Origin of the sequence: Vibrio sp. 10N.261.54.E10, assembly GCF_002877735.2 — a bacterium.
Lineage (GTDB): Bacteria > Pseudomonadota > Gammaproteobacteria > Enterobacterales > Vibrionaceae > Vibrio > Vibrio crassostreae_C.
The window spans coordinates 989188-1014551 of record NZ_MCXE02000002.1 but is presented as its reverse complement, the minus strand read 5'-3'; the positions used below and the strand labels follow the sequence as shown (position 1 = coordinate 1014551).

20 protein-coding genes are annotated in these 25364 nt (G+C 44.3%); 8 read left to right on the top strand and 12 right to left on the bottom strand.

Translation table 11 applies throughout. The annotated features are described in order from the left end of the window. The first annotated feature begins 62 nt into the window (after positions 1–62). The gene (locus BCU07_RS15660; RefSeq protein ID WP_017071977.1) at positions 63–956 is read left to right on the top strand and encodes a DMT family transporter; all 894 of its coding nucleotides are present in this window, start codon (positions 63–65) and stop codon (positions 954–956) included. A 332-nt stretch (positions 957–1288) separates the two neighbouring features. Then, positions 1289–2203, top strand: a complete 915-nt coding sequence (locus BCU07_RS15655; protein ID WP_017061581.1) for a DMT family transporter — start codon at positions 1289–1291, stop codon at positions 2201–2203. 108 nt (positions 2204–2311) lie between these two features. On the opposite strand, the gene BCU07_RS15650 is transcribed toward BCU07_RS15655, so the two are convergent. From BCU07_RS15650 to BCU07_RS15640, 3 genes are read right to left on the bottom strand one after another with little or no spacing between them, the layout of a single operon-like run. Continuing rightward, positions 2312–3493 carry an MFS transporter gene (locus tag BCU07_RS15650; RefSeq protein ID WP_017067651.1) on the bottom strand — a complete coding sequence of 394 codons (1182 nt, stop codon included), beginning with the start codon at positions 3491–3493 and terminating at the stop codon, positions 2312–2314. Continuing rightward, positions 3483–4631, bottom strand: a complete 1149-nt coding sequence (locus BCU07_RS15645; RefSeq protein ID WP_102428156.1) for a phosphotransferase — start codon at positions 4629–4631, stop codon at positions 3483–3485. The genes BCU07_RS15650 and BCU07_RS15645 overlap by 11 nt, the downstream gene beginning before the upstream one ends. Positions 4632–4642: 11 nt before the next feature. Then, positions 4643–4927 (bottom strand): GNAT family N-acetyltransferase, encoded by a 285-nt coding sequence (locus BCU07_RS15640; RefSeq protein WP_102397885.1) that lies wholly within the window; start codon positions 4925–4927, stop codon positions 4643–4645. Between the two features lie 274 nt (positions 4928–5201). Here BCU07_RS15640 and BCU07_RS15635 point away from each other — a divergent pair, with 274 nt between their 5' ends. Further along, positions 5202–5948 carry a flagellar brake protein gene (locus BCU07_RS15635; protein ID WP_017067648.1) on the top strand — a complete coding sequence of 249 codons (747 nt, stop codon included), beginning with the start codon at positions 5202–5204 and terminating at the stop codon, positions 5946–5948. 163 nt (positions 5949–6111) lie between these two features. Here BCU07_RS15635 and BCU07_RS15630 read toward each other — a convergent pair whose 3' ends face one another. After that, on the bottom strand, positions 6112–8472 hold the full coding sequence (locus BCU07_RS15630) for a Lon protease family protein (protein ID WP_102428155.1): 2361 nt from the start codon (positions 8470–8472) through the stop codon (positions 6112–6114). Between the two features lie 240 nt (positions 8473–8712). Here BCU07_RS15630 and BCU07_RS15625 point away from each other — a divergent pair, with 240 nt between their 5' ends. Both BCU07_RS15625 and BCU07_RS15620 read left to right on the top strand, forming a co-directional pair. After that, entirely contained in the window at positions 8713–9207 is a 495-nt protein-coding gene (locus tag BCU07_RS15625; protein ID WP_102320288.1) for a hypothetical protein, read from the top strand. A 12-nt stretch (positions 9208–9219) separates the two neighbouring features. Next, positions 9220–10848: an ABC transporter ATP-binding protein gene (locus BCU07_RS15620; protein ID WP_102428154.1), complete on the top strand. Its 1629-nt coding sequence runs from the start codon at positions 9220–9222 to the stop codon at positions 10846–10848. Positions 10849–11432: 584 nt separating this feature from the next. On the opposite strand, the gene BCU07_RS15615 is transcribed toward BCU07_RS15620, so the two are convergent. The 5 genes from BCU07_RS15615 to BCU07_RS15595 form a co-directional block, all read right to left on the bottom strand. Beyond that, entirely contained in the window at positions 11433–12854 is a 1422-nt protein-coding gene (locus tag BCU07_RS15615) for a glycoside hydrolase family 1 protein (RefSeq protein WP_102428153.1), read from the bottom strand. Between the two features lie 57 nt (positions 12855–12911). Then, a complete protein-coding gene (locus BCU07_RS15610; protein ID WP_102428152.1) occupies positions 12912–14315 on the bottom strand; it encodes a glycoside hydrolase family 1 protein in 1404 nt (467 codons plus the stop codon). A gap of 31 nt (positions 14316–14346) precedes the next feature. Then, positions 14347–14652: a PTS lactose/cellobiose transporter subunit IIA gene (locus tag BCU07_RS15605; RefSeq protein ID WP_102332273.1), complete on the bottom strand. Its 306-nt coding sequence runs from the start codon at positions 14650–14652 to the stop codon at positions 14347–14349. Positions 14653–14717: 65 nt separating this feature from the next. Continuing rightward, the gene (locus tag BCU07_RS15600; protein WP_102332274.1) at positions 14718–16040 is read right to left on the bottom strand and encodes a PTS sugar transporter subunit IIC; all 1323 of its coding nucleotides are present in this window, start codon (positions 16038–16040) and stop codon (positions 14718–14720) included. Positions 16041–16053: 13 nt separating this feature from the next. Then, entirely contained in the window at positions 16054–16362 is a 309-nt protein-coding gene (locus BCU07_RS15595) for a PTS sugar transporter subunit IIB (RefSeq protein WP_102332275.1), read from the bottom strand. Positions 16363–16674: 312 nt separating this feature from the next. Here BCU07_RS15595 and BCU07_RS15590 point away from each other — a divergent pair, with 312 nt between their 5' ends. Then, entirely contained in the window at positions 16675–17697 is a 1023-nt protein-coding gene (locus BCU07_RS15590; RefSeq protein WP_102332276.1) for a LacI family DNA-binding transcriptional regulator, read from the top strand. Positions 17698–17971: 274 nt separating this feature from the next. Here BCU07_RS15590 and BCU07_RS15585 read toward each other — a convergent pair whose 3' ends face one another. The 3 genes from BCU07_RS15585 to BCU07_RS15575 all read right to left on the bottom strand — a co-directional run bounded on the left by BCU07_RS15585 (position 17972) and on the right by BCU07_RS15575 (position 21754). Next, complete coding sequence (locus BCU07_RS15585; protein ID WP_102428151.1) at positions 17972–18391, bottom strand: substrate-binding domain-containing protein; 420 nt, start codon at positions 18389–18391, stop codon at positions 17972–17974. Between the two features lie 373 nt (positions 18392–18764). Continuing rightward, positions 18765–20825 (bottom strand): prolyl oligopeptidase family serine peptidase, encoded by a 2061-nt coding sequence (locus BCU07_RS15580; RefSeq protein WP_102428150.1) that lies wholly within the window; start codon positions 20823–20825, stop codon positions 18765–18767. Positions 20826–20836: 11 nt separating this feature from the next. Further along, the gene (locus BCU07_RS15575; protein WP_017068571.1) at positions 20837–21754 is read right to left on the bottom strand and encodes a LysR family transcriptional regulator; all 918 of its coding nucleotides are present in this window, start codon (positions 21752–21754) and stop codon (positions 20837–20839) included. A 234-nt stretch (positions 21755–21988) separates the two neighbouring features. On the opposite strand from BCU07_RS15575, the gene BCU07_RS15570 reads away from it, so the two are divergent. Further along, positions 21989–23683: an L-lactate permease gene (locus tag BCU07_RS15570; protein WP_102428149.1), complete on the top strand. Its 1695-nt coding sequence runs from the start codon at positions 21989–21991 to the stop codon at positions 23681–23683. 201 nt (positions 23684–23884) lie between these two features. Continuing rightward, positions 23885–25024, top strand: coding sequence for an FMN-dependent L-lactate dehydrogenase LldD (gene lldD / locus BCU07_RS15565; RefSeq protein ID WP_102428148.1), 1140 nt, complete (start codon positions 23885–23887; stop codon positions 25022–25024). The last annotated feature ends 340 nt before the right edge of the window (positions 25025–25364 follow it).

The following is a 25364-nucleotide window of genomic DNA, read 5'->3' as shown; positions in this document are numbered from 1 at the left end:
ACAACCACTAGTTCTCAGTATACAGTTCACACAATAGTTATCTTAACGTAAAGATATTTTAAATGAACATATTATTAGCAATGATCCCCGCGTTCTTTTGGGGAACAACCTATGCAGTGACGCAATTTACGCTACAGGAGTGGCCACCATTATTATTGGGTGCTTTGCGTGCGTTACCTGCTGGTTTGTTATTGCTAGCAGTAAAACCAACACTGCCTAAAAAAGGCGAGTGGCAAATCATTTTCACACTGGGCCTTATCAATATCGCGACCTTCTTTGGCTTGATCTTCGTGATGGCGCTAACGCTGCCTTCGGCAATCTCTGGCGTGGGTATGATCTCTGTGCCAGTGTTCGCGATGATCTTCCACTGGGTAGTGAAAAAACAGCGCCCGCATCTGATTCAGGCCCTTTCGGGTATTGGCTTGATCACCTTAGCGTGGATACTGTTTAACCCAAGCCAAATTGCTCTGAACCCAATCGGTTTAGGCGCAATGTTCGCCGCAATAATGTGTATTGTCATCGGCAGCAGCATTACCAAGTCACTGGGTAACCGCATGCACTGGTGGAAGGTATTAACGTGGCAGTTGATTCTGGGTGGTACGATTTTGTCTGTCGCGTCTGGCGTTCATGCATTCATCGACCCGCAGCCTTATGTTAATGCCGTGACTCATTTCGATACTCGTAATGCTATGGGACTCGTGTGGGTGATTGGCCTAAACACAGCGCTGGGTTACGGCATGTATGTGTGGTTGCTACAACGTATGTCGGTGGTTGATTTCACCTTCGGTGGCATCGCAAACCCAGTAGCTGGCATCGTGACCGGTATGGTGTTGATGGGTGAATCATTCACTGCAGTACAATACTCACTAATGACCGGCATGATAGTGATGTCACTGCTACCACAACTTATCCTTGCGGTAAGACAATCCAAACAAGTCAAGCCTGTTACGCAGTAGACGCAGCCTCTTAAACGTATTGTTCAAAAACGCGCCTCATTGAGGGCGCGTTTTTTGTTGCTACGCTAACAGCAATAACCCAACAGCCATACTCGTTGAGTTGACCATTCCTTAAGTTAAATTAAACCTCACAAAGAACAATGACTTTACTTTAACTATCTAAAGCGAATTTATTTTCTATAAAATAATCATACTAGAGATTTAATTTCCACAAAAAACTCAAATTAGAGATAAAAAGACAAAACTTTTCTCCGACTACCTTTCTATACTGTGCCACGTCATTAAGGCGCTACAAGCCTATGATTTAAAATAATTATTAATGAGTAGTCACCATGAATTCGAAGTCGCTAACTATTTTGCTGTTTGTCTCTGTTTGCTTAATTTGGGGAACCACTTGGTTCGCTATGGAAGTAGCATTGCATTCTATCCCACCTATTTTTGCTACTGCGTTGCGCTTTTTACTTGCAGCACCTCTGCTTGCAGTATTGGCGAAAGTCTTCAACCAACCACTGCTGTTCCCTAAAGGTAAGCGCCAATGGCTGCTTATTGTTGCGTTGATGTATTTCGCGATTCCGTTTACGTTGATGATCTATGGCGAGCAATACATCTCTTCAGGTTTAGCGTCGATCATCTTCGCCAACATGCCTGTGGCTGTGATGTTGATGTCTGGCTTATTCTTAGGTCTACGACTAGCGAAGCACCAGATATTCGGGTTGATCGCTGCTGTTGTGAGCCTATGTCTAATCCTTGGTAATGAAATGCAGATGGGTGGCGATGACTACCTAATTGGCACGGTTTGCTTAGGCCTTGCTGTTGCGATTCACGCAGTGATGTATGTGCTGGTTCAAAAGCACTGCAAAGGCATTGAAGTACTAACCTACAACGCCGTACCGAGCCTAATTGCAGCTCTATTCTTGTTCGCTGTTTCAGCTATAGGTGAAAACGTGAATATTGAATCTTTCACTTGGGATTCAATCTCTGCTGTGGTTTACCTAGGCTTTGTGGCGAGTGTTGGCGGCATTGTTGCTTACTTTAAATTAGGTCAGGTTTCGACACCTTTCCAAGCATCTATCTGCTTCCTAATTTTCCCTGTGGTTGCACTACTGATCTCTTGTTACATCAATGGTGAGGTTCTATCTGAACAGTCACTTGTAATGATGATTCCTCTACTTTGCGGCATCCTGCTAACCAAAGCACCAAAGGGAATCTTCAAGCTGCGTACCGAATTAAAAACCGTAAGAAACTGATCCGCGTGAAACCTATTTTGCGGATTAGATATACATATCCCACATAAACAAAAAGCTCCAATATCACTATTGGAGCTTTTTGCTTATTTCATAATATCGAGACCAACATTAACGCCAGCTAAACATTCGCACTTCATTACCTTCTTCAGGTGTCTTAGGAATGTTTAAAGACAACGCCAAAGAAACCGCCGCCATCGCAGCACCAATATAGAAAACCGTTGCAGGAGAAGACAACCAAATCACACCAAACACCACTGGAATAACGACCGCTGCAATATGATTGATGGTGAAAGAGACACCAGCAGTTGATGCCATGTCTGCCGGGTCTGCGATTTTCTGGAAGTAAGTTTTGATCGCCAGCGCCAATGCAAAGAACAGGTGATCGATCACGTAAAGTGCCGCCGCCCATTCCGCGCTTTGCACCAAACCATAACCGACAAACACACCAATCAAGCCAACATACTCGAAGATCAACGCTTTACGCTCGCCAACCACACCGATAAATCGACCAATGCGCTTCGCAAACAAGAAGTTAAATAGGTAATTAACCAAGAACAACAATGTGACGTCGGCAGCCGAGTAACCAAACTTCTCTACCATCAAGAAGCCTGCAAACACAGTGAAGATTTGTCTTCTCGCACCGCTCATAAACGTTAGCGCGTAGTAGAGCCAGTAACGCTTCCGCAGTACCAACTTCTTATTCTGTGGCGTCTTGGTTTGAAACTCAGGGAAGCCAAAGGTCATCACCAAAACTAAAACAAAACCAATTCCGCCAGTGATGCCATACACCCAAGCAAAGTCGAGTTTGAGTTGCTCTAACATCACCCAAATAGAGCCATAAGTGATTAAAGATGCCAACGCGCCAACGGAGATCATCTTACCTAGCATCTCTGGCGCTTCTTCTTTACTCAACCATTGCAGTGACAAAGACTGCTTCAGCGTTTCAAAATAGTGAAAGCCCGTCGACATTAAAATGGTAGTCAGCAACAATCCAGTGAGTGAGGGGAACAGACCCGTAATCGCGGTGCCTACAGTGAGCATCGCCAGCGATATCAACATGAAGCGTTGCTCACGAATGAATGCCAACACAAACACTACGGTAAACGCTAAGAAACCCGGGATCTCACGCACACTTTGCAGCAAGCCAATATCCGCACCATCAAAGTTCGCCTTCTCAATCACGAAGTTATTAAGTAAAGCCATCCAGCTCGAAAACGCGATCGGTACAACAATCGAAATCAGTAATAAAAAGTTTTGCGGCGTTTTCCAGCTCGCGGTTCTATCGAACATTGACGGACTCCTGTTCGTCTAATTGAGTGAGCACTCGTAAGGTCAACTGCTCAGTATAAGGGTTAATCTTCCAATGCTCTGGGCTCCAGCCTTTTACGAAACGTTGGAAATCGGCCCACGCCACGTAAAACATTGGTCGCCATGCTGCTTCTACCTCATCAAATGAAAGGTGTGGCTGATAGTACGCCAATGCCTCTTTCAAGTAGTGGAAGTAAGCATCTAGTACTTCTGATTCAAGCTCTGCGCAATCTTGTGGCCTAATCGCGCTGCTCATGAACAAGGCGACGTCTTTCATCGCACAGCCGTAACCCACATATTGGAAATCGACCGCAGCTGCTCGCTCGCTTTCAGAATCAAAACAAAAATTGGCGAGCTTGGCATCGCCATGTACCAAGGTTTGATATGGACATTCTTTTAGTAAACGGTCGATGTGCTTGGCTTGGTTCTTCAATGGTAAATCAGCCAAGGCATTGAGCTCATCAGGACGTGTATCTAGATGCCAATAAGTACCGACTTGCCACAATGATGACAACTGCTCTTGATTGATATTGATATGCTTTGCGTGAAAGTTAGCGAGCCATTTAAGGCAAGCATCGCGTTGTTTTTGCTCTTCTCGTGTGTAACTAGGTGCCTGATAGTCAGAAGCAGCAAGAACATCAAAATGAGAGGTTAACGGAAAACCTATATCCGCTAAGTCTTGCATCACAATCAGCCACTCATTCTCTTCTAGTTCACATTGCAGCCCAACAGGCACAGGGCAACGCTCATCCCATTGTTGGGTGAATGACTGATACCAAGCTGTTTCCACTTGGTAAGAGTGTACCTTTCGTTGGTGAGAGAGTTTGGTATTCCAACCCTTTGGGTGTTCAGCTTTATCTGGCAACGCGACATGTTTAACAATCACACTCTTGAGTTCCGCACTGCTTTCTTGAGAAAAGACTAAGCGAACTAACTCGCCATATCCACCCCATAGGCGTTGAATCACTTGGACATCAAACCCTTCATGACAACCCAGCGAGGTCGCTATTTTTTGATAAAGCTCATTTTGATAAAACTCTTGTTGATAAAGCTCAGGTTGGTTTGGACTCGTACTCACTTGTGATTGAGCAAGATTGTTTGACGGTATTGATTGAGACATATAACTCGTTGCTATGCTTTTTCGGATAGAAGATGTGACCACTGTGGCTGCCTATTCATGTAGTGAACCACATAGCTACAAACCGGCACAATTTTGAAGCCCGCCTGTTCAATTTCAGGTAATACCGACTCCATCATCACCTTCCCAAAGCCCTTACCTTGCAGTTCATCAGGAATGCGTGTCGACGTGATATGTAGTACATCTCCGTCCTTTTGATACTTAACGACCGCGAACTGGTTGGGTTCTAACTCTACCGTGATCTGGTTCACTTCTTGATCCCATTTTACTGCCTGCATTCTCAACTCCTGCAAATAATTGATACGACAAACAATAAAAGTTTGAAGTATGAGTTCCTTGTAATAGACTAGCGCAAGTGCATATAAATAAAACTAAGTACTTACAAACACAGCAAATAATTCAGTGCAATCGGCTTAATATAAAATCAGAAATGATAAAAGGCACTCTATAAATCTATGTGAGTACGTCCACTAAATCTAGCACGTAATAACCCCTTGTTAGCAAGTTACCAGTATAACTAACAGACGCATGTTGGCGCATGGAGAACATATAATGAACGCACCCCTGAAGAAGCCTTTGGAGCATAATCAGGCACTTCAAGACCCTCGTAATCGCACCGTTTCCACTATCAATAGCACTGATGCACTGGCCATGATTGAGCACGGCAGTGAGCTGACATTAAATGTCTCGACTCCCGTTGGCACGAAGTTTCTCGCCACCACCAGGTTTATCGGAACGCACAGTGATAACTGTATTGTGGTTGAGGTTCCCGAGGTATCCAATGAAGATCTGAACTTTTTCTTTCAAGAAGGTTTTTGGATGACCGCTCGTGCGTATTCTCTACGAGGTGAAGGCGCGCTTATCCACTTTAGAAGCCAAATTCACCATAAGATTGGTGAACCCTTCCCTATTCTAGTGCTGTCTACACCAAGCACGATGCAAGTGACACAGCTACGTAAAGAAACACGCTATGAAGTGAATCTGGCTTCAAGAATCATCTTCAACGACCAGCGAGCAAACTGTGAGATACGAGATTTATCGAAAAGTGGTTGTCGTTTCGTTACCTCACCAACCTCTCGTGCGATTCAGATTGCCGATCGCGTGTCTATTGAGATAACCCCTGAGAACTACAACGGACCACTGATTCCGCCATTGCGAGGCATCGTCTGCAATCTACAGAAATCGACACACTACGCTCGATACGGTGTCGAATTTGATGATATTGGCCGAGCTAACGCCAAACACTTGTTGGCAAAACTGAAGTTCGATGGCACCAAGCTTTGCTTACGAAATGGGTAACGCCTTTTAACACGCGACTTTCACCGAATACAGCAAGCTGACCAACTACAATTAGTTCACTGGCAAACTAAACCTCAACCAACAAAAAAGCCATCGACTCTAGAATCGATGGCTTTTGCGTTTTGGCTGTTTGTTTATTTGTTTAGCTATCTAGATATTCAAACTATTTGCGCAGTGCGTTCAGTTTAGCTTGGGCGATACCAAAGATAGTATCAATTGGATAACTACCCTCATCACTCGCCTCACCTGCGGCTTTGCCTGTGAACAGTTCAATCGCTTCTGTTACATGGTCAATCGCCCAGATATTAAACTCACCCTTTTCAACCGCTTTCACGATATCGCTGCGTAGCATCAGGTTGTGAACATTTGAACGCGGGATGATCACCCCTTGTTCGTTTGAACGCCCTTTGATTTCACACACATCAAAGAAACCTTCAATTTTCTCGTTCACACCACCAATAGGCTGAGACTCACCAAACTGGTTCATCGAGCCTGTAATCGCGATGTCTTGACGGTTTGGCTGCTTAGAAAACGCTGACACCACCGCACAGAACTCAGCCATACTCGCACTGTCACCATCGACGCCACCATACGATTGCTCGAAGGTGATGTTAGTGGTGAGCGGGACTTTGGCTGTCTTGCCAAATACGGAAGAAAGGTAAGCCGACAAGATCATCACGCCTTTTGAGTGAATGCTGCCACCTAAGTCTACGTTTCTTTCGATATCAATCACTTCACCATCGCCGTAAGCCGTGGTGGCAGTAATTCGGTTTGGCGCACCGAACATGTGATCGGTGGTGCTTAATACAGACAGAGCATTCACTTGCCCAACCGCCTGACCATCAACATGGATCAGTGTTGTGCCGTTGGTAAACGTCTCCATCACACTGTCTTGCAGTCGTCCGACACGCATCTGTTGGTTAGATAACGCTTGGTCGACGTGTGTTGCTCGAATCAGGTTCGACTTTGAACCTCTCGCCACGTAGTTTGATTCACGAAGCAGATTAGCAATGTGAGCAGAGTGCAGAGACAATTTACCTTGGTCACCGGCCTGACGAGAGCTGTGCTCAATGATGCGAGCGATCGCTTTACGGTCACAATGCAGCATGTTGTTGTCGTGCACGATGCTCGAAATAAAGCGCGCGTAATGCATTTCAGAATCGGGAGTACGCTTCATCTCATCTTCAAAATCGGCCGTTACACGGAACAGTTCACCAAACTCTGCATCGTAGTGTTGCAGCAGTTGGTAAGTTCGGTAATCGCCAAACAGGATGATCTTAACATCCAATGGAATCGGTTCTGGATCAAGCGATACCGCCCCCGTTAAGGTCACCTCTTTTTCTAATGAAGTGAAGCTCAATTGACGTGAACGCAGTGCTCGTTTCAAGCCTTCCCAAACGTACGGCTGCTCAAGTACCTTCACCGCATCCATCAGTAATACGCCACCGTTGGCTCTGTGTAAGCTACCTGCGCGAATCAATGAGAAGTCAGTAAAGACAGTACCCTTGAACGTCGCCGTTTCTACATAGCCAAACAGAGAGTGATAATTTGGATTCTCTTCCACCACGATCGGCAGAGTCTCCTCCTTTTGGCTCACAATCACATTAACCTTGTAGCGACGCGGCATTTTCTTATCCAAAGAGGCCGTTGCAACTTCTGCTTGCTCCGTGCTCTCTTCTAAGAAGATGTCAGCGTTGTCGACAATGTCTTTACGCAGTGCCGTTAGGTACTTTTTGATGTCTGGATATTGGCTGTAATCCTTCTTCAATTGCTTGATGAAGTGCGTGATCACGTCTCGCGCCGTATCATCATTCAGCTTTTGAATTTTCTCAGTGTACGTTTCTTCAAGTTCCGTCAACTCACGAGAAATGGTTCGCAGACCGACTTCCAATCCATCAATGGTTTTATCGAACTGGTCTTGCTCTTCCGACGAAAGCAGATCAAAGCTCTCTTCGGTATGAAGATCATCACCATTCATGGCCACAAACTGGTAATCACCCTGAGTGGTGATCGTCAGGTTAATGCCCTTGTCTTTCGCTTCTTGGCTAATGCTTTCTAACGCGGCTTGTTGCTTAGCTGCTAATTGGTTTTTAAGCCTGTCAGCACGGCTAAAGTACATCTCGTTATCAAATGCTAGAGGCATACCTTTCAGCAGTTTACGCATCAATTTTTCAATATCTTGCTTTAAGCTGCTGCCAACGCCACGAGGCAATTTCAGTACCTTAGGTGTACGAATATCTTCGAAATTCGCGATATAACACCAATCAAAAAGCTCCTGCACTTCTTGAGGGTGACGGTTCAGATAGCGCAAGATCATGGTGCGTTTACCCAGACCATTTCGCCCTATCGCATAAATGTTGTAACCCTTTTCCTTGATTGACATCGCGAACTCAACGGCTTTTTGTGCCCGTTCCTGCCCGACGATTTCGTCAATTGGAGCCAGTTCTTTGGTCGACTTACATGGTAGCTTATCTAAATCCGCTACCTGATACAGCTGTTCTGTATTGAGTCTTTGCATCGCCATCGCCGCCTCCTTAGTCCTTCATTACTTGGGTGTAGATAAAATCAGTGTAGATGTAATTTCCTACAAATTTAGTGACTTACGCTACACAGCTGTTCAACTGAACAAATAACACACAATTTAAGCCATTTTTAGGAATAGCTCGTCATTTAATTCACCAACTTAACATGTGAATGATTTTAATTTGCAATTGATAATAAATATCATTAACATTTTCTGATATTATAAATTGAGGATGTGGATATGGAAATTGAACGATGCTGGATGCACTACCTAAAAGCTGAACAGTTAATGGAACAAGGTCACTGGCCTGAAGCACAGCGCCTATATGGTGATGTTCTAACCTCACTTCCTCACCACATCCAAGATGCAGCATACCAAAGCGATATCAAGCCTTGCCAATTTGCCTGCTTGCTTGCCGGGTTAAGAGACGCGAGCGTCGCTCAATCAGAGATACTCAACCGATTAGGTCAGCACCAACAAGCCTTCGATACCTTGAATCAATCTTACGCTCTGATGCAATTTATATCTCTGGAGAACACTGAGCTGATTCAACGTACCTTTGGATTATTGGAAAAGCAGAGCGAAGGTTTGCTCAATCACCTGATCGCTTTTTGCAGCGCTCAGCGCAGTTCGTATTGGATGCTCGAACTAGAACAAATTCAACGTGCTCATCACCATTTTGGGCAACTTAAAACCACGTCAGAAGTGAAATCTTCACCTAATGTCTTAAATTGATAAGGATATATCATGTCGGACCGGGCCATACTTAAAGTCAATAACCTCTCCGTTAGCTTCACAACCAATGATGGAATCATTGATGCGGTCAAAAAGGTTAACTTTACCCTTAACTCAAGCGAAACCTTGGCCATTGTTGGTGAATCAGGTTCAGGTAAATCCGTCTCTTCCAACGCGCTTATGCGTTTGCTTCCTGATAACGCCATCATTGATGCTCAATCTGAAATAGAATTTGAGGGGCAATCAATACTTGGCAAGACTGAACGAGAAATGCAGTCGATTCGTGGCGATAGAATCGGCATGATCTTTCAGGAACCGATGACCTCTCTCAACCCATACCTGCGCGTGGGCACACAAGTGGCTGAAGCCATTATGTGTCACCGCAATGTATCGAAATCAAAAGCAAAACAGCGTGTGCTAGAGCTCTTCAATCTTGTGCATTTACCAATGCCAGAGCAGGCTTACAACAAGTATCCGCATGAGTTTTCAGGCGGTCAGTTGCAGCGCATCATGATTGCGATGGCTTTAATCAACGAGCCCGATATTTTGATTGCCGACGAACCCACCACCGCATTGGATGTGACCGTACAAGCGGAAGTGCTTTCTCTTATCAAAGAAATCCAAAACAAAATGGGCATGGCAATTTTGTTCATCACCCATGACCTTGGCGTAGTAAAACATTTTGCCGACCGTGTTCTGGTGATGTGCAAAGGTGAGCTAGTTGAAGAAGGGATGACTCAAGCCTTATTCGAGAATCCAAGACACGATTACACACGCATGCTGATTAACTCGATTCCTAAAGGCGCTAAGGTTCCTGTTGAGGCGTCAGCTCCAGAACTATTATGTGCTGACGATATCCGAGTTCAATTCTTGGTTAAATCACATTTCATCAAGAGTAAAAGTCAGTATTTCGAAGCCGTAAAAGGCATTTCGTTGAATCTTAAACAAGGCGAAACGCTAGGCATTGTGGGTGAATCAGGGTCAGGTAAATCGACCCTTGGACGTGCATTAATCGGCTTGCTGCCGAGTACCGGACGTATTGTTTACAAAGGCCAAGATGTGAGTTTGTTAACCGATAAAGAACGTCACAAGCTCAAGAAAGATGTCCAGATGGTATTCCAAGACCCTTATGGTTCTTTATCACCACGCATGACCGTTGGGGAAATCATCACTGAAGGTTTAACGGTACATCAACCTCATCTATCCAAGAAAGAAAGATTAGAACGAGCTCGCAAAGCATTGATTGAGGTTCGCTTAGAACCAAATTCAATTAACCGCTATCCACATGAGTTCTCGGGCGGACAAAGACAACGTATTGCGATTGCTCGCGCGTTGATTCTTGAACCATCTTTCATTCTATTGGATGAACCGACTTCAGCACTCGATCGCTCTGTACAACTGACGGTGATTGACCTGCTAAAAGACATTCAAGCCAAGCACAATATCGGCTTCCTATTCATCAGCCACGACCTTTCGGTAGTCAAAGCCTTATCGGATCGTGTATTGGTGATGCAGAAAGGTGAAGTGATGGAAGAAGGGTCTGCAGAAGAGATTTTCAATGCACCGAAAAATGACTACACCAAGAAATTAATCGCAGCGTCATTCGACTTAGAAAATAAATCGAAAAAAAATGCCGCGTAAAGGGAACTAATCAAGATTAACAGCGTCTTATAAGTACATTCTGAATAATCTCCTAATGGATTGAAATCTAGAATGGATATAGCAAAACTGGTTTGGCCGCCAAAAGAAAAATGTCGCATGGATGCGGCATTTTTCGTTTCTGACGTATATGAAAAATCAACTCAGTGATTATGAAGGTTTACTAAAATTAACGGACTTTAAACAGGGTTAACTGGTAGTCGGGTCGCAGAGCGGCTTCGTTCAACTCGTTTTTGGACAGAAGTGTTTTAGTAACATTGTTAACCTAGCAATCAATAAGTTAGCTAAAAAGCCACAAAGATGACTAAGTTCATCAATTGAATTCCTCTACTCTGGAGCACCTATCATTGTGTTGTTAAGTTGACGTTCTATTTTTCTGCACCTACGACGTCTTTTTACTTAACTCATCATCTACCGGGTTATAGAGTTCACCGGCCAACACTTTCTTACGTTCAGTCTTTTTTTATTCTTTGCTTTTATGAAAGCGCTCGAAGTCATAATATTAATGATTTTACTTTTTGGTCAAAAACGAGCTATTGACATTTTTTGCAATAGCTCGCTTGATTTTAAGCGGGGTATTTAAGGCTTTCCCCTCGACTCGCTATAATGTCCTTATACCAATGGAAAGAAGCTTTTTTCTTTCTGTCTAGGTTGTTTTGATGGTCTACATAAATGAAGCCATATTGCTTTTTATAGCCATTCAGCCAACTGAGTAAGTCAATTGCAGACCATGCATAATAACCTTGAATGTTCACACCTTCATCAATGGCTTTTTTTACAGCCACTAAATGGTCATTAATGAAGTTAATTCGAGGAATGTCGCATATCTCTCCCTCAATGATTGGGTCTTCATCACCGAGGCCATTTTCAGTGATGTATATAGTGACATCACCATAATAGTCTTTGAGTAGTCTCAAACCATCAACAAAGCCTTCCGGTGAAATCTCCCAACCCCACTTGGTGTAACGCTTATCTTTCATTGATACGCTGCGGTATTCACCATCAAAGCTTGGGTTGCCAGGAGCACCTGTGGCATTTTCTCGTGAATGCTCAACGTGTTCTGCTTGGCCTAGAATTCTTACTACTCGTACGGGTTGATAGTAGTTCAAACCAATAAAATCGTTGAGTGGAGCAGCTTGGGTTAATGCGAGTCTTTCTTCCTCAAGTATTTCAGGCATCCAGCCACGCTCTTCAAGAATCTTCAAAACATAGTCAGGGTAGTGACCTTTCAAGATAGGGTCATAGTACCAGTTGATGCCGAATTGATTTGCGTGACGCTCTGCCCATTTGTTGTCGATGCTATCGTCCACTGAAAAAGCAGGAGAGAATACGTGGCTTAAGCCGATATCACCATATTGATTTAGCTCTTTGTATGCGAGTACTGCTTTCGCATGTGCTGAAAATACATTATGAGTGGCTTGAAAGTAGAGCTTAGGCTCATCCTTAATACCTGGTGGATGGGCGCCAGCAAGGTAACCATGACCACAGAAAACAACGGTTTCATTGAAGGTTATGAAGTGTTTAACACGGTCCCCAAATGCTTCAAAACAAACTTTGGCATAGTTAACAAACGCATCAATGGTTGCTTTATTCGTCCAGCCGCCTTGTTTCTCTAGCTCCAATGGTAAATCCCAATGGTATAAAGTCACAAATGGTACAATGCCGTAATGTAAGCATTCATCAATAATGTTGTTGTAGAAATCGATGCCTTTTTGATTCACCTCACCAGTACCGTTAGGAATAATTCGAGGCCAAGCGATAGAAAAACGGTATGACTCTAGCCCCATTTCTGCCATGAGTCTAATGTCTTCTTTATAACGGTGGTAGTGATCTACAGCTAATTCACCCGTTGTATTTTCAAAGGTTTTGCCTGAGATTTTAACGAATTCATCCCAGTTACTCGGGCCCTTACCGTCTTTATCGATTGCGCCTTCTATTTGATAAGCGGCAGTGGCTGCGCCAAACAGAAAACTGTTGGAGAATTTCATAGTCTTTTCCTAGTTTAATTGAATGCTTGGAGCGTAGGCTCCAAGCATTCAGACTGGTTATGCAGTGTGTTTAGAGATAAGAGCGTTGTACCAATGGAAGCTTGCCTTTTTAGAACGTTTCATCTCTTTTAGGTCAAACTCTTCACGGTCAACATGAATAAAACCATAACGTTTAGCACAACCTTGGTGAGTACTGACTAGGTCAATTGCAGACCAAGGACTGTAACCGAAGACCTCAACACCATCAGTGATAGCAAGCTGAACTTGGTCAATATGTTGCTGTAGATATTCGATGCGGTAGCTATCATCAATTGAACCGTCAGCTTCGACGGTATCAAAAGCACCTAGACCGTTCTCAGTCACAATAAGAGGTAGAGCATAACGCTCGTAAATTTCACGCATTGTGGTACGGAAACCAACAGGGTCAATCTCCCAACCAAACTCGTTTTTCACTAGGTTCGGGTTCTCAGTACCACGGTAAGCACCGACTTCACCAATCGTGATTTGTTGGTCGCCAGTTGAGTTGATGTCGCTCTCATCACCAGTACTTTCAGCAACGGTTTGCGAGTTGTAGTAGTTAAAGGCGATAAAGTCAGGCTTAGCTTGAGCCATAATGTCCATATCGCCGTCTGCAATCTCTGGTGTTGCATCACGTTCTTTTAAGAATCGCATCGCTGTTGGGTTGTAGCGACCATAAACTGCCATATCTAGGTATAGCCAGTTACGAATTGCCGAGAACGTGTTCGCTGCAAGAACATCTTCTGGTTTTGAAGATGCAGGGTAAATCGTTGAAATATTTGGCGCAGGACCAATTTTAGCTTGAGGAAGCATATCGTGACAAAGTACCATTGCTTTGGCTTGTGCTAGCAACATGTGGTGGTTTTGTTGGTATAGATCTTTCACCGGGTTCTCACCGCTAACACTCTTGGTACCAATGGCATCACCGTGCAAGATCATCATATTTTGTTCATTAATTGTTAGCCAGTACTTAACACGGTCACCGTACAGCTCGAATAGTGTTTTAGAGTACAGTGCAAACGCATCAACAGTGTCACGATTTGACCACCCGCCTTTTTGTTGTAAAGCGTATGGTAAATCAAAGTGATAAATCGTTAGGATAGGCTCAATATTGTGCTTGATCAGTTCGTCGATTAAGTTGCTGTAAAACTCCACGCCTTTCTGGTTAATTTCACCGTCACCATTAGGGAAGATACGCGTCCAAGCCACAGAGAAGCGGTATGCTTTCAAGCCTAGCTCTGCAAATAGTGTTACGTCTTCTTTGTAGTGGTGGTAGTGGTCACTGGTAACTTTAAAATCTGTTGTACCCTCGACAATTGGAGCCATATCGATAACTGATGGTCCTTTACCGTCTTCGTTCCAAGCGCCTTCAACTTGGTAAGCTGAGGTTGACGCGCCCCAAAAGAAATCGGTAGGGAAAGGAGTTAGATTCTTAGGTTTCATGTTTATCTCTTTATTTTAATCTGTTGTTATTTTATTGAATTTTACGGTGTAGGTTGATTAGCTCTTCAATCAACTCACGAGCAAGCATTGCAGTCATAATGTGGTCTTGAGCGTGAACCATGATTAGGTTCACTGGCACTTTTCCTTCACCTTCATCCATTCCAATGAGCTCAGTTTGAACCTTGTGAGCACGCTTTGATGCCTCAGTAGATTGTGTTAGTAATGAGTCAACTTCTGCCCATTCACCTTTCTTTGCATTCTGTAGCGCTTGCATTGCTAGGCTTTTTGACTCGCCAGCATTGATGATCAATTCCATTACGGTTGATTCTAGTTCCATGTGGATATCCTCAATATTTTTGATGAATAGAGTGGTAGTACCCACTCTATTGAGTTGGATGAATGTTACGCGAAGCTTTGTTCACTAGATTTGTTATCTTGAGTAGAATTTGTGTCTTGAGGCTGCTCTTCTGCAAGCAACTGTTTTTCGTAAATTTTGAAGAATGGGTAGTAAACAACCAGATTTACACCAATTAGAATGAACACCAATACAGCATTGTTTAGCTGCCATCCAGCTCCCCAAGCTGCACCTATTGGTGCTGGTGCCGTCCAAGGAACCAGTGAAACCATTTTGCCAATCCAGTCCATACTCGTCGCGAAGTAAGCGATGATAGCGTTGATCATTGGAGCGCCGACAAATGGAATGAACATAATAGGGTTCATAACGATTGGTGAACCAAAGATTACAGGTTCATTGATGTTGAACATTGCAGGAACTACACCAAGACGACCGATTGTTTTAAGGTGAGCAGATTTACTTCTCAGGTAAAGTAGAACTAATGAGAATGTTGCACCAGAGCCGCCTAATACAATAAAGAACGACCAGAATGGTTCAATAAACACTTGAGGCAGTTCCATTCCTGCAGCAAGAGCTTCTTGGTTTACACCTAGGTTGTAAAGCCAGAAGGGTGCCATGATGCCAGAAACGATTGCTGAACCATGAATACCAGCAAACCATAGAGTATGTGCAACAAGTACAGCAAGTAAAATCGCCGGCAATGTGTCAGATGCTGATACCAATGGCTGGAATAGAGCCATAATTGCACCTGGAATTAGCATATCGAAATTGTTTTGAATTAGAAGGTTTAGTGGATAAATCGTAACTATCACGATCATTGTTGGGATCAGCAGGTTAAATGACTGACGAATTTTATCAGGCACCTGCTCCGGCATTTTAATGCCAATATTATGAACTTTTAAGAAACGAGTCAGTTCAGTAACAAAGATCGCAACAATGATTGCAGTAAAGATACCAGTGCCACCAAGGTACGTTGCAGACAGAGCACCATCTTTCATCGGTGCTGCTATCAAAAGAAATGACATCAATGAAAGCATTGCCGTTGGTAGGGCATCTAACTTGTAGCTATTTGCTAGGTTATACGCGATACAAGCAGAGATATAACATGACATAATCCCCATACTCATATTAAAAGGGGTCATGATTTCATCAAAATAGGTGGATGACATTGAAATCCACCATTGACCTAAGGCAAACGCGGTATCTTCCGAAAAAGGAGGAAAAGCAAACACAAGCAAGAAAGAACCCACGATCATGAAGGGCATTGCGCCAATGAAGCCGTCACGAATTGCACACACGTGCTTTTGAGTTGCCAGTCGGCCTGCTATCGGTGTTAAGGTGTTTTCTAGAAAATCGAATAATGCTTTCATCGTGATATCCCTCTTATTGATTTAGCATTGTGATTGCATCGTTAAGGATTTTTTCGCCTTTCATCATGCCGTAATCCATTTGATTCATTACAGAAATTGGTTTGTTAGCAGCATCAGCAATCTCTTTGAAATCATTGAGTTTGTATTTAATTTGTGGACCTAGTAAAACGCAATCGAAGTTTGGAAGGTTCGACTCGAATTCATCTAATCCCACAGCTTCAATATGCGCTTCAATCCCTTTCGCTGCCGCAGATTGCTTCATTTTGTTTACGACCATGCTAGTAGACATACCAGCAGCACAGCACAATAAAATGTTGATCATGATTTAGTTCCTTTTCTTATTAATTTATCACTTAATCTAGTAAGCGTTGTAGAGTACGAGAAAAATGTAACCGGTTACAGAAACCGGTTACAGAAACCGGTTTCACTTGTGTGAGAAATGTCATAAAATATCGTTACTCAATGCTACAATTGATGACGGGCATCACATTAGGTAAGAAATCGGGTTCGAATTTAGGGGTTACTATGTTCTAGTAGACAGTAAGATAACTTTATTTTTTGATAATTGGTCCATATAAACAATAACTTATAATAATATCCAAACGTAACGTGGGTAAGTGATGAAAGGAATAGAATGAGTACCATTGTTGATGTCAGCAAACTTGCTGGAGTCTCCAAAGCAACAGTCTCGCGTGTGATCAACGGCACAGGTCAGGTTAAACAATCGACAAAAGATAGTGTCTTCGCCGCGATGGAACAGTTAGGTTACCGTCCAAACCGGACCGCTCAAGCTTTAGCGACAAATAAAACTGATACAGTGGCATTGGTACTGTCTAACTATGACAGTACTAGGTGGGGTGTACTATTACAGCAAATCTCAATTCAACTTCAATCAGAAGGCAAAACACTAACAGTAATCGATGGTAAGAATGACCCTCAACATGAATATGAAGTAATTAGACAACTAGAAGGGCAATTTGATGCCATTTTGCTTTATAGCCGAACCCTATCTGATGAGCATATACAAACGTTAGAATCACAACTGTCCGTGCCTTTTGTTGTGTTAAACCGTGCCTCTATGGCAGGGAATTACCATTCAGTATCCATTGATCAATCTAGTCTTATCGTGACCGCAATGGAACATTTGATTTCATGCGGTCATAAGAGCATCGCATGCATAACTGGTCCAATAGACAACCCAACAGGAAAAGCTCGTATCGAAGGTTATAAGCGAGCTTTAGAATCATCTAGATTGCCTTATAATCCATCTTTAGTGTTATCCGGTGATTACCATATAAGAAGTGGATATGATCTGTGTACCAACCTCTTGAAGTTAAATGTGAAGTTTACGGCGATTCTCGCATTTAACGATAATATGGCTTTAGGAGCGATTAAAGCTTTGTCAGAAGAAGGGGTTCACGTTCCAAGTCAAGTATCTGTTATTGGTATAGATAATGATCCTTTTGGTGAGTTTTCAACCCCAGAATTAACGACCATAGACTTACCGATTGAACTCATGGCACAGAATGCTGTTAAGTTAGCGCTAAAGCTACGCGATGAAGCTGTTCCATATGAACCGAAAATCTTAAATGGAAATTTAATAAGTCGAAATTCAGTGACCCCATTCCATGCGAATAAGTCTTGGTTAAGTTTCTAAAACCCTGAGGTGTGTGATTCATACAAAGCTCTCCTCGGAAAACAGCCCCAAAACGAACCATTAAAGATGGCTGACTCGTCAGTCCTTTTTCCATTGTTGTAGCAAACTTTGGGGCAAAAGTGTTTTAGCTTACCTGCCCCGTATTGAACAATATGAACGCGCAAATATAAGCGGTGAGATCGATAGCTTTACTCAGCGGTATTCCTGCACCATGGTTCGCATTGACATCAGTACGAATCATCACAGGCGCACCACCTTGATGCTTGTCTTGAAATTAACGATACAAAGATTTGGTCGACTCTCTCACAATTAAATCAATCGGAGGCAACCTTGCTTCATGTCGCTCGCCAGATAACAAGTTCAAGATCGACTGAGCACACACTTCACCAATCTCTTCAATTGGCTGCCTTAATGTTGTTAACGCGGGTGTGAAATACTTCGACGTTGGTAAGTCATCAAACCCAATCAATGACACATCTTCTGGCACTTTATAACCGTGATCGTGTAGCGCCTTAATCGCCCCGTAAGCGGTTTGGTCGTTAGCAGTAAACAAGGCGGAGAAGTGAACCCTAGATTCTAACTCTTGAATTCGTTTTTCTAATGCTTCGATATCTGTATCAGCAGCAAAAGAAGAGAGTGAAGCAAGCGAGGCCGCCACTGCGACTGTTATTGGCAAAAGCTTAAATTTTTGCATTGTAATTCCCTATTATTTTTTTGAGTTTTCATCGAGCAGGGAAATATTAAGCAATGAAAGCGTTGAAAAGTTGGTTGCTGTTCACACTGATAAATCAGCCTAAATGCCATGAAACTTTTAGAATATCCATGACGAAAACTACTGATTTAAGATCAACAGGTTACGGTTGATATTGCGTGAGATATCAGCTTGAAATCGCTTTCATTTCATCAGTATTGGTGGCGGCTATCACGGAAAACAGTGTGTGAAAGTGAAGGAAATATGACGCAGTTTTGATTGGTTTTCATATATATGAAAAGCCTCAAAATCTAAGGTAGATTTTGAGGCTTCTTGGTCTGAGTAAAATACCCAGTTATCTAGAATCAAGCATTCGTTAAAGTGAATCTAGAGACGCAACCCCCATATTGAACAGAGTAAATGCGTAGATATCGGCGGTGAGATCGATCGCTTTGCTGAGCGGCATTCCGGCGCCATGGCCCGCATTAACATCAATACGAATCATCACGGGCGCACTACCTTCATGCTTATCTTGCAGCTCTGAGATGAACTTATAAGAGTGAGCAGGCACTACGCGGTCATCGTGATCAGCGGTCGTCACCAATGTTGCTGGATAATCCGTGCCACGCACCACATTATGAACCGGAGAATAGCCAAGCAGATATTCGAACATCTCTCTGTTCTGCGCGGATGTGCCATAGTCGTACGCCCACCCTTCGCCAGACGTGAATGTGTGGTAACGCAACATGTCCAACACCCCAACAGCAGGCAGAGCCACTTGGAACAGCTCAGGCTTTTGTGTCATACAAGCTCCTACCAGCAAGCCTCCGTTAGAACCGCCGCGAATCGCCAACTTATCGCTACTGGTGTAGTTTTCTTCAATTAAGAACTCGGCAGCAGCAATGAAGTCGTCAAAGACATTCTGCTTTTTCTGCTGAGTTCCCGCTTTGTGCCACGCCTTACCATACTCACCACCGCCACGCAGGTTTGGCACCGCATATACGCCACCCAGTTCTAGCCAACTGCCCACAGTGCCCGAGAAAGAAGGCGTTAGGCTAACGTTAAAGCCACCATAGGCGTACAACATGGTTGGATTATTGCCGTCTAACACTAATCCCTTCTTGTAAGAGATAAGCATCGGAACCTTGGTGCCATCCTTCGAGGTATAGAAGACTTGTTTAGACTCAAATTGATCCGACTCAAACGGAGACTCAGAGCGTTGGTAGATTTCAGAGCTTCCAGATTCAACATCAAAAGAGAAAATCGTTGGCGACGTTACATAGTTGGTAAAGGTGTAATGAAGCTGGGTTTGCTCTTTTTTACCACCCAAACCACTAGCCGTTCCTAGCCCGGGTAAATGAATTTCACGAACTAGGCTACCTTGGTAATCCAGCTGCTCAATCTTAGACACCACATCCACCATGTAATGAGCAAACAAGTAACCACCACCAGTGCTGATATCTAACGGCTGTGGCTTTTCAGGAATGATATCGAGCCACTGTTGACTGCTAGTATCAAAGCTCACCACCTTGCCATTAGGCGCATCGAGATTGGTGTATAGAATGAAGGTCTCATCTTGGTTATCGATGAGATAAGTGTCGCTATCCACATGATCAATCAGCGTGTTCAGCGATTGTTCCTCTGAACCTAAATCGATATAGAACAGTCTGTTACCCGATGTCGACTCTCGCCCTAGAATGATCAAGTAACGGTCGTCTTCGGTGGTATAGCCTGATACATAGCGGTGCTGCTCAGCGTTGTTCTCACCAAAGATAACTTTGTCGCTAGCTTGCTCTGTACCCAACTCATGGAAGTAAAGTTTGTGCTGTTCGGTACGTGCAGAAAGCTGGCTGCCGTCTGGCTTGTCGTAACTAGAGTAATAAAAGCCGCGATTACCTAACCAAGAAATACCGGTAAATTTAGCGTCTGTGATTTCGGCTTCAAGCTGCTGTTTAGTCTCGGTATCAATCACAAAGATCTTGCGCCAGTCGCTACCACCCTCTGAAATACTGTACGCCACTAGGCTGTAATCTTTAGAAAACGACACCGCACCCAGTGATGTAGTGCCATCTTCCGAGAAAGTATTCGGATCTAGGAAAATTTCTTCTTGTTGCCCTTCTTTGTGACGATAGAGAATGCTGTGATTCTGCAGGCCATCGTTCTTATAGAAATAGGTGTACTCACCTCGCACAAACGGCTGCGAGCTCTTTTTGTAGTCTTGTGCTTTTGCCAGTCGCTCTCTCAGATCCGCGCGATACGGGATTTGAGCGAGGTAATCAAACGTGATTGCGTTTTGACTCGCCACCCACTTCGCGGTCTCGTCACTTCTGTCGTCTTCTAGCCAACGATATGGGTCTTCGATTATCTGACCAAAGTAGTCATCGCTGACGATCTGTTTATTGGTGATTGGATATGGATACTCTTTTAAATAGCTCATCGTGATCCTTATTAAAAATAGTGAGAAATCGTCAAGTAGCGCGTTCTGATATGTTCAATCAATAACTTAATCTTGTTTGGTGGCTGGCGAGTAAAAGGGTACACCGCATAAATTCCCAACTTTTTGCCTACCAAATCAGGGAAGATATCCACAAGCTGACCATTGCGAATGTCGTGATAAACCAGACAACGTGGTACGTACGCCACACCATGCCCACCCAGCGCCGCTTTTCTTAACGCGGTCGCATTGTCAGTCGAAAAAGAGCCCGCAACACGCACGATATATTTGTCATTGTCGGTACAGCCATCTTTACTATGCAGAAACTGCCATTCGCTAGCACCCGTTGTTTGATAGGCGTATTGCAAGCAATTGTGCTGCACTAAATCTTTAGGCAGCATCGGCTTACCGTTCTTAGCAATATAAGACGGCGAAGCGCACACCACCCATTGTGAATCCAATATATGACGAGCAATGAGGCTTGAATCTTCCAAGTAGCCGGTTCGAATCACCAAATCGAGACCATCCTCAACCAAGTCGACAAAGCGATTATTCAGAGACATATCGACCGTTAAACCTGGGTGCATATTACAAAACTCGGCCACAGCGTCTGCGAGAATCAAATCTCCGGAGATAGTAGGCACTGACATTTTGATATGACCACTGACATTTTCACCAAAGCCTGAAACTGCGTCCATAGCCTCTTGAGCTGCCTGCTTCACATTTTTGGCCCCGTGTAACATTGCCTTGCCCGCCTCAGTCAAGGTCAATTTACGCGTGGTTCGATATAATAATTGCACGCCAATCTCTTCCTCTAAACGCGCAATTCTTTTACTAACTACCGAATTTGTAAGGTTATTTTGCTCTGCCACCTTACTGAAGCTGCCTAGTTCTACCACCTGTGAAAACAGGATCAAATCGTCTGCTCGCATCTGATTATGCCAATTTTGGAATTAATTATTTTCATTATTTCCCTATATCAATAAAAAATAAAGGGGTAAATTCACGCCAAATTAACAAAACAATTACAAAAACAGTCATTCCAATTACAAGATTCGCCTAAAGAAGGTTCCCGTTTAGAGGCCAAAGCGATTCAAATAATGACAAACCATAACGTGATCTTTACTTCAAACATGAACGTTTGAAAACAGTACGAGGAAGTACCCATGAGTGAAACTCTACTAGCCCTATTGGCATTTTCACCAATAGTTGTTGCAGCGATTCTGCTGGTTGGCCTTAACTGGCCTGCAAAAAAAGCGATGCCTGTGGCATTTGCCTTAACCGTTGCTATCGCCCTACTTGCTTGGGACATGTCTGGCACTCGCGTGCTGGCTTCTGTATTCCAAGGCTTCGGCATTACAGTGTCGGTTCTCTGGATTGTGTTCGGCGCCATCTTCTTATTAAACACTTTGAAACACACCGGAGCTATCACCACCATCCGCAACGGATTCACTGATATATCCGCTGACCGTCGTGTTCAAGCAATCATCATTGCTTGGTGTTTCGGTTCATTCATTGAGGGCGCATCTGGCTTCGGCACACCAGCTGCCATCGCTGCACCACTGCTGGTTGCTATCGGCTTCCCTGCGCTGGCTGCGGTACTGATGGGCATGATGATCCAATCTACGCCAGTATCATTCGGCGCGGTTGGTACACCTATCATTGTTGGCGTAAACAAAGGTTTGGATACGCACAACATCGGTGAAAGCCTGATTGCCAATGGTTCAACATGGGATGCTTACCTACAACAGATCACATCAAGTGTTGCGATCATCCACGCCTGCGTTGGTGTGATGATTCCTGTATTGATGGCGATGATGCTGACTCGCTTCTTCGGTAAGAACAAAAGCTGGACTGAAGGTCTTGATATCCTGCCATTCGCACTGTTCGCAGGTGCTGCTTTCACCATTCCTTACGCACTAACGGGTGTTTTCCTAGGTGCTGAGTTCCCATCACTGATTGGTGGTTTGGTTGGCCTTGCGATTGTTGTAACAGCAGCAAAACGCGGCTTCCTAGTACCTAAATCAAAATGGGATTTTGAGAGCGAAGACAAGTGGCCTGCAGAATGGCTAGGTTCTCTGAAAATCGACCTTGACGACAACAATCAAGGCCATAAGAAGATGAGCATGGCGATGGCATGGGCACCATACGTGCTGCTAGCGGTGACCTTGGTTGCGAGCCGCGTGAACCCTGAATTCAAAGGCCTACTGAAGAGCGTTAGCCTATCGTTCAGCAACATCCTTGGTGAAACCGGTGTGAGCACTGCGATTCAGCCTCTGTATCTACCGGGCGGTATCTTGGTCTTCGTCGCGCTGGTTGCTGTTCTCATGCAATCTCGCAGCGCAACGCCACTGGCTAAAGCCTTCGGTGAATCGAGCAAGACTCTGATTGGCGCAGGCTTTGTGTTGGTGTTCACCATCCCAATGGTTCGTATCTTCATTAACTCTGGTGTGAACGGCGCAGATTTAGCAAGTATGCCAGTAACCACTGCAAACTTTGCAGCTGACCTCGTTGGTAGCGCATTCCCAGCATTGAGTGCAACGGTTGGTGCGTTAGGTGCCTTCATTGCAGGTTCGAACACCGTTTCAAACATGATGTTCAGCCAGTTCCAATTCGAAGTAGCGCAGACTCTGACTATCTCTAGTGCGGTGGTTGTTGCTCTACAAGCCGTTGGTGCAGCAGCAGGTAACATGATTGCGATTCACAACGTGGTAGCGGCATCAGCAACTGTTGGCTTGCTAGGACGCGAAGGTGCAACCCTACGTAAGACAATCATTCCAACGTTCTACTACTTGGTGATGACAGGCATCATCGGCCTAGTGGTTATCTACGGATTCAAAATGACCGACGCACTTATGTAAACCATAAGTCGTTCAAAAGCACTTGGCGTTAATACTCAATTCCCCGACAGCGACACCGTCTAATAAGACAGTTGATGAGTTCCGGGATGGATACTAGAGCACATCAACACCCATGGGTATTAACGCCATTTTCCCGAATTAAAGCAGCCCAAACCAAGCTCTCAAAGAAGAGCAACATCCCAAGAATTTAGGACTGAAATTATGATCATATCCGCATCGACTGATTACCGCGCCGCAGCAAAAGCGAAATTACCACCGTTTCTTTTCCACTACATTGATGGTGGCTCTTACGGAGAACATACCCTACGTCGCAACACGGCTGACCTAGCTGAGATTGCGCTAAAACAACGCGTACTCAACGACATGTCGGACCTAAATTTGGAAACCGAACTATTTGGCGAGAAGCTAGCGATGCCAATCGCACTGGCGCCTGTTGGTTTAACGGGTATGTACGCAAGACGCGGTGAAGTACAAGCAGCAAAAGCCGCGGACAACAAAGGTATTCCTTTTACGATGTCGACGGTGTCGGTATGTCCAATAGAAGAGGTCGCACCTAAGATTGAACGCCCAATGTGGTTCCAACTTTACGTACTAAAAGATCGTGGCTTCATGAAGAACGTATTGGAGCGTGCAAAAGCGGCTGGCGTAACTACTCTGGTATTTACTGTAGACATGCCGGTACCTGGCGCTCGCTACCGTGACATGCACTCAGGAATGAGTGGCCCAAATGCAGCAATACGTCGTGTATTCCAATCTATGCGTCATCCTAGCTGGGCAGTTGATGTTGGCCTACTTGGTAAACCGCACGACCTTGGCAATATATCTACTTACCGAGGTTCTCCAACCAAACTGGAAGACTACATCGGTTGGTTAGGTGATAACTTCGACCCGTCTATTTCATGGAAAGACCTAGAGTGGATCCGTGACTTCTGGGATGGCCCAATGGTTATCAAAGGCATTCTTGATGAAGAAGATGCAAAAGACGCCGTGAGATTTGGCGCAGACGGTATCGTAGTTTCAAACCACGGCGGTCGTCAGCTAGATGGTGTTCTATCAAGTGCTAAAGCACTGCCTGCGATTGCAGATGCGGTAAAAGGCGACACCAAGATTCTGGTCGACTCTGGTATTCGTACTGGCTTAGATGTAGTTCGCATGATGGCGATGGGCGCAGACTGCACCTTGCTTGGCCGCTCTTTCGTTTACGCGTTAGCAGCGCAAGGACAAGCAGGTGTTGAGAACCTACTCGACCTGTACGACAAAGAGATGCGCGTTGCGATGACTCTAACTGGCGCCAAGACAATCAAAGACTTAACCCATGAATCTTTGGTGGGGCTAGATTAAGTCCGTTGATTCACTGTAATGCTTTGGTCTACTTAGACCGAAGTTCAATCGGTGTCACAGCAATTCCACTGCCGTTGTGACACCGTTTAAGCACTGGAAAATAAAATAAAAAGCTAGGGCGTGTTGATCTTTCGAGCTGATTTTTGCAGCGAGTTGCTGGGTATTTATACAAGGCAGAGGCGTCGATGTGTAGCTAGCCTACATGAGAAGCCGATAACGTAGTAGAAATGGTCAGCAAACGCTGCCCGAAGGGTTCGAGCTGGGCGCCCCCGCAAAAAGCGTTTTACTCTTTGTTGAGGGGGATTTGCTTAGAGTGACTAGGCTACTTCCCCTTCGCCGC

Bases quoted from the DNA above. Each gene is read 5' to 3' on its own strand.
- BCU07_RS15660 (WP_017071977.1), top strand. From the start codon at position 63: ATGAACATATTATTAGCAATGATCCCCGCGTTCTTTTGGGGAACAACC.
- BCU07_RS15655 (WP_017061581.1), top strand. From the start codon at position 1,289: ATGAATTCGAAGTCGCTAACTATTTTGCTGTTTGTCTCTGTTTGCTTA.
- BCU07_RS15650 (WP_017067651.1), bottom strand. From the start codon at position 3,493: ATGTTCGATAGAACCGCGAGCTGGAAAACGCCGCAAAACTTTTTATTA.
- BCU07_RS15645 (WP_102428156.1), bottom strand. From the start codon at position 4,631: ATGTCTCAATCAATACCGTCAAACAATCTTGCTCAATCACAAGTGAGT.
- BCU07_RS15640 (WP_102397885.1), bottom strand. From the start codon at position 4,927: ATGCAGGCAGTAAAATGGGATCAAGAAGTGAACCAGATCACGGTAGAG.
- BCU07_RS15635 (WP_017067648.1), top strand. From the start codon at position 5,202: ATGAACGCACCCCTGAAGAAGCCTTTGGAGCATAATCAGGCACTTCAA.
- BCU07_RS15630 (WP_102428155.1), bottom strand. From the start codon at position 8,472: ATGGCGATGCAAAGACTCAATACAGAACAGCTGTATCAGGTAGCGGAT.
- BCU07_RS15625 (WP_102320288.1), top strand. From the start codon at position 8,713: ATGGAAATTGAACGATGCTGGATGCACTACCTAAAAGCTGAACAGTTA.
- BCU07_RS15620 (WP_102428154.1), top strand. From the start codon at position 9,220: ATGTCGGACCGGGCCATACTTAAAGTCAATAACCTCTCCGTTAGCTTC.
- BCU07_RS15615 (WP_102428153.1), bottom strand. From the start codon at position 12,854: ATGAAATTCTCCAACAGTTTTCTGTTTGGCGCAGCCACTGCCGCTTAT.
- BCU07_RS15610 (WP_102428152.1), bottom strand. From the start codon at position 14,315: ATGAAACCTAAGAATCTAACTCCTTTCCCTACCGATTTCTTTTGGGGC.
- BCU07_RS15605 (WP_102332273.1), bottom strand. From the start codon at position 14,652: ATGGAACTAGAATCAACCGTAATGGAATTGATCATCAATGCTGGCGAG.
- BCU07_RS15600 (WP_102332274.1), bottom strand. From the start codon at position 16,040: ATGAAAGCATTATTCGATTTTCTAGAAAACACCTTAACACCGATAGCA.
- BCU07_RS15595 (WP_102332275.1), bottom strand. From the start codon at position 16,362: ATGATCAACATTTTATTGTGCTGTGCTGCTGGTATGTCTACTAGCATG.
- BCU07_RS15590 (WP_102332276.1), top strand. From the start codon at position 16,675: ATGAGTACCATTGTTGATGTCAGCAAACTTGCTGGAGTCTCCAAAGCA.
- BCU07_RS15585 (WP_102428151.1), bottom strand. From the start codon at position 18,391: ATGCAAAAATTTAAGCTTTTGCCAATAACAGTCGCAGTGGCGGCCTCG.
- BCU07_RS15580 (WP_102428150.1), bottom strand. From the start codon at position 20,825: ATGAGCTATTTAAAAGAGTATCCATATCCAATCACCAATAAACAGATC.
- BCU07_RS15575 (WP_017068571.1), bottom strand. From the start codon at position 21,754: ATGCGAGCAGACGATTTGATCCTGTTTTCACAGGTGGTAGAACTAGGC.
- BCU07_RS15570 (WP_102428149.1), top strand. From the start codon at position 21,989: ATGAGTGAAACTCTACTAGCCCTATTGGCATTTTCACCAATAGTTGTT.
- lldD (WP_102428148.1), top strand. From the start codon at position 23,885: ATGATCATATCCGCATCGACTGATTACCGCGCCGCAGCAAAAGCGAAA.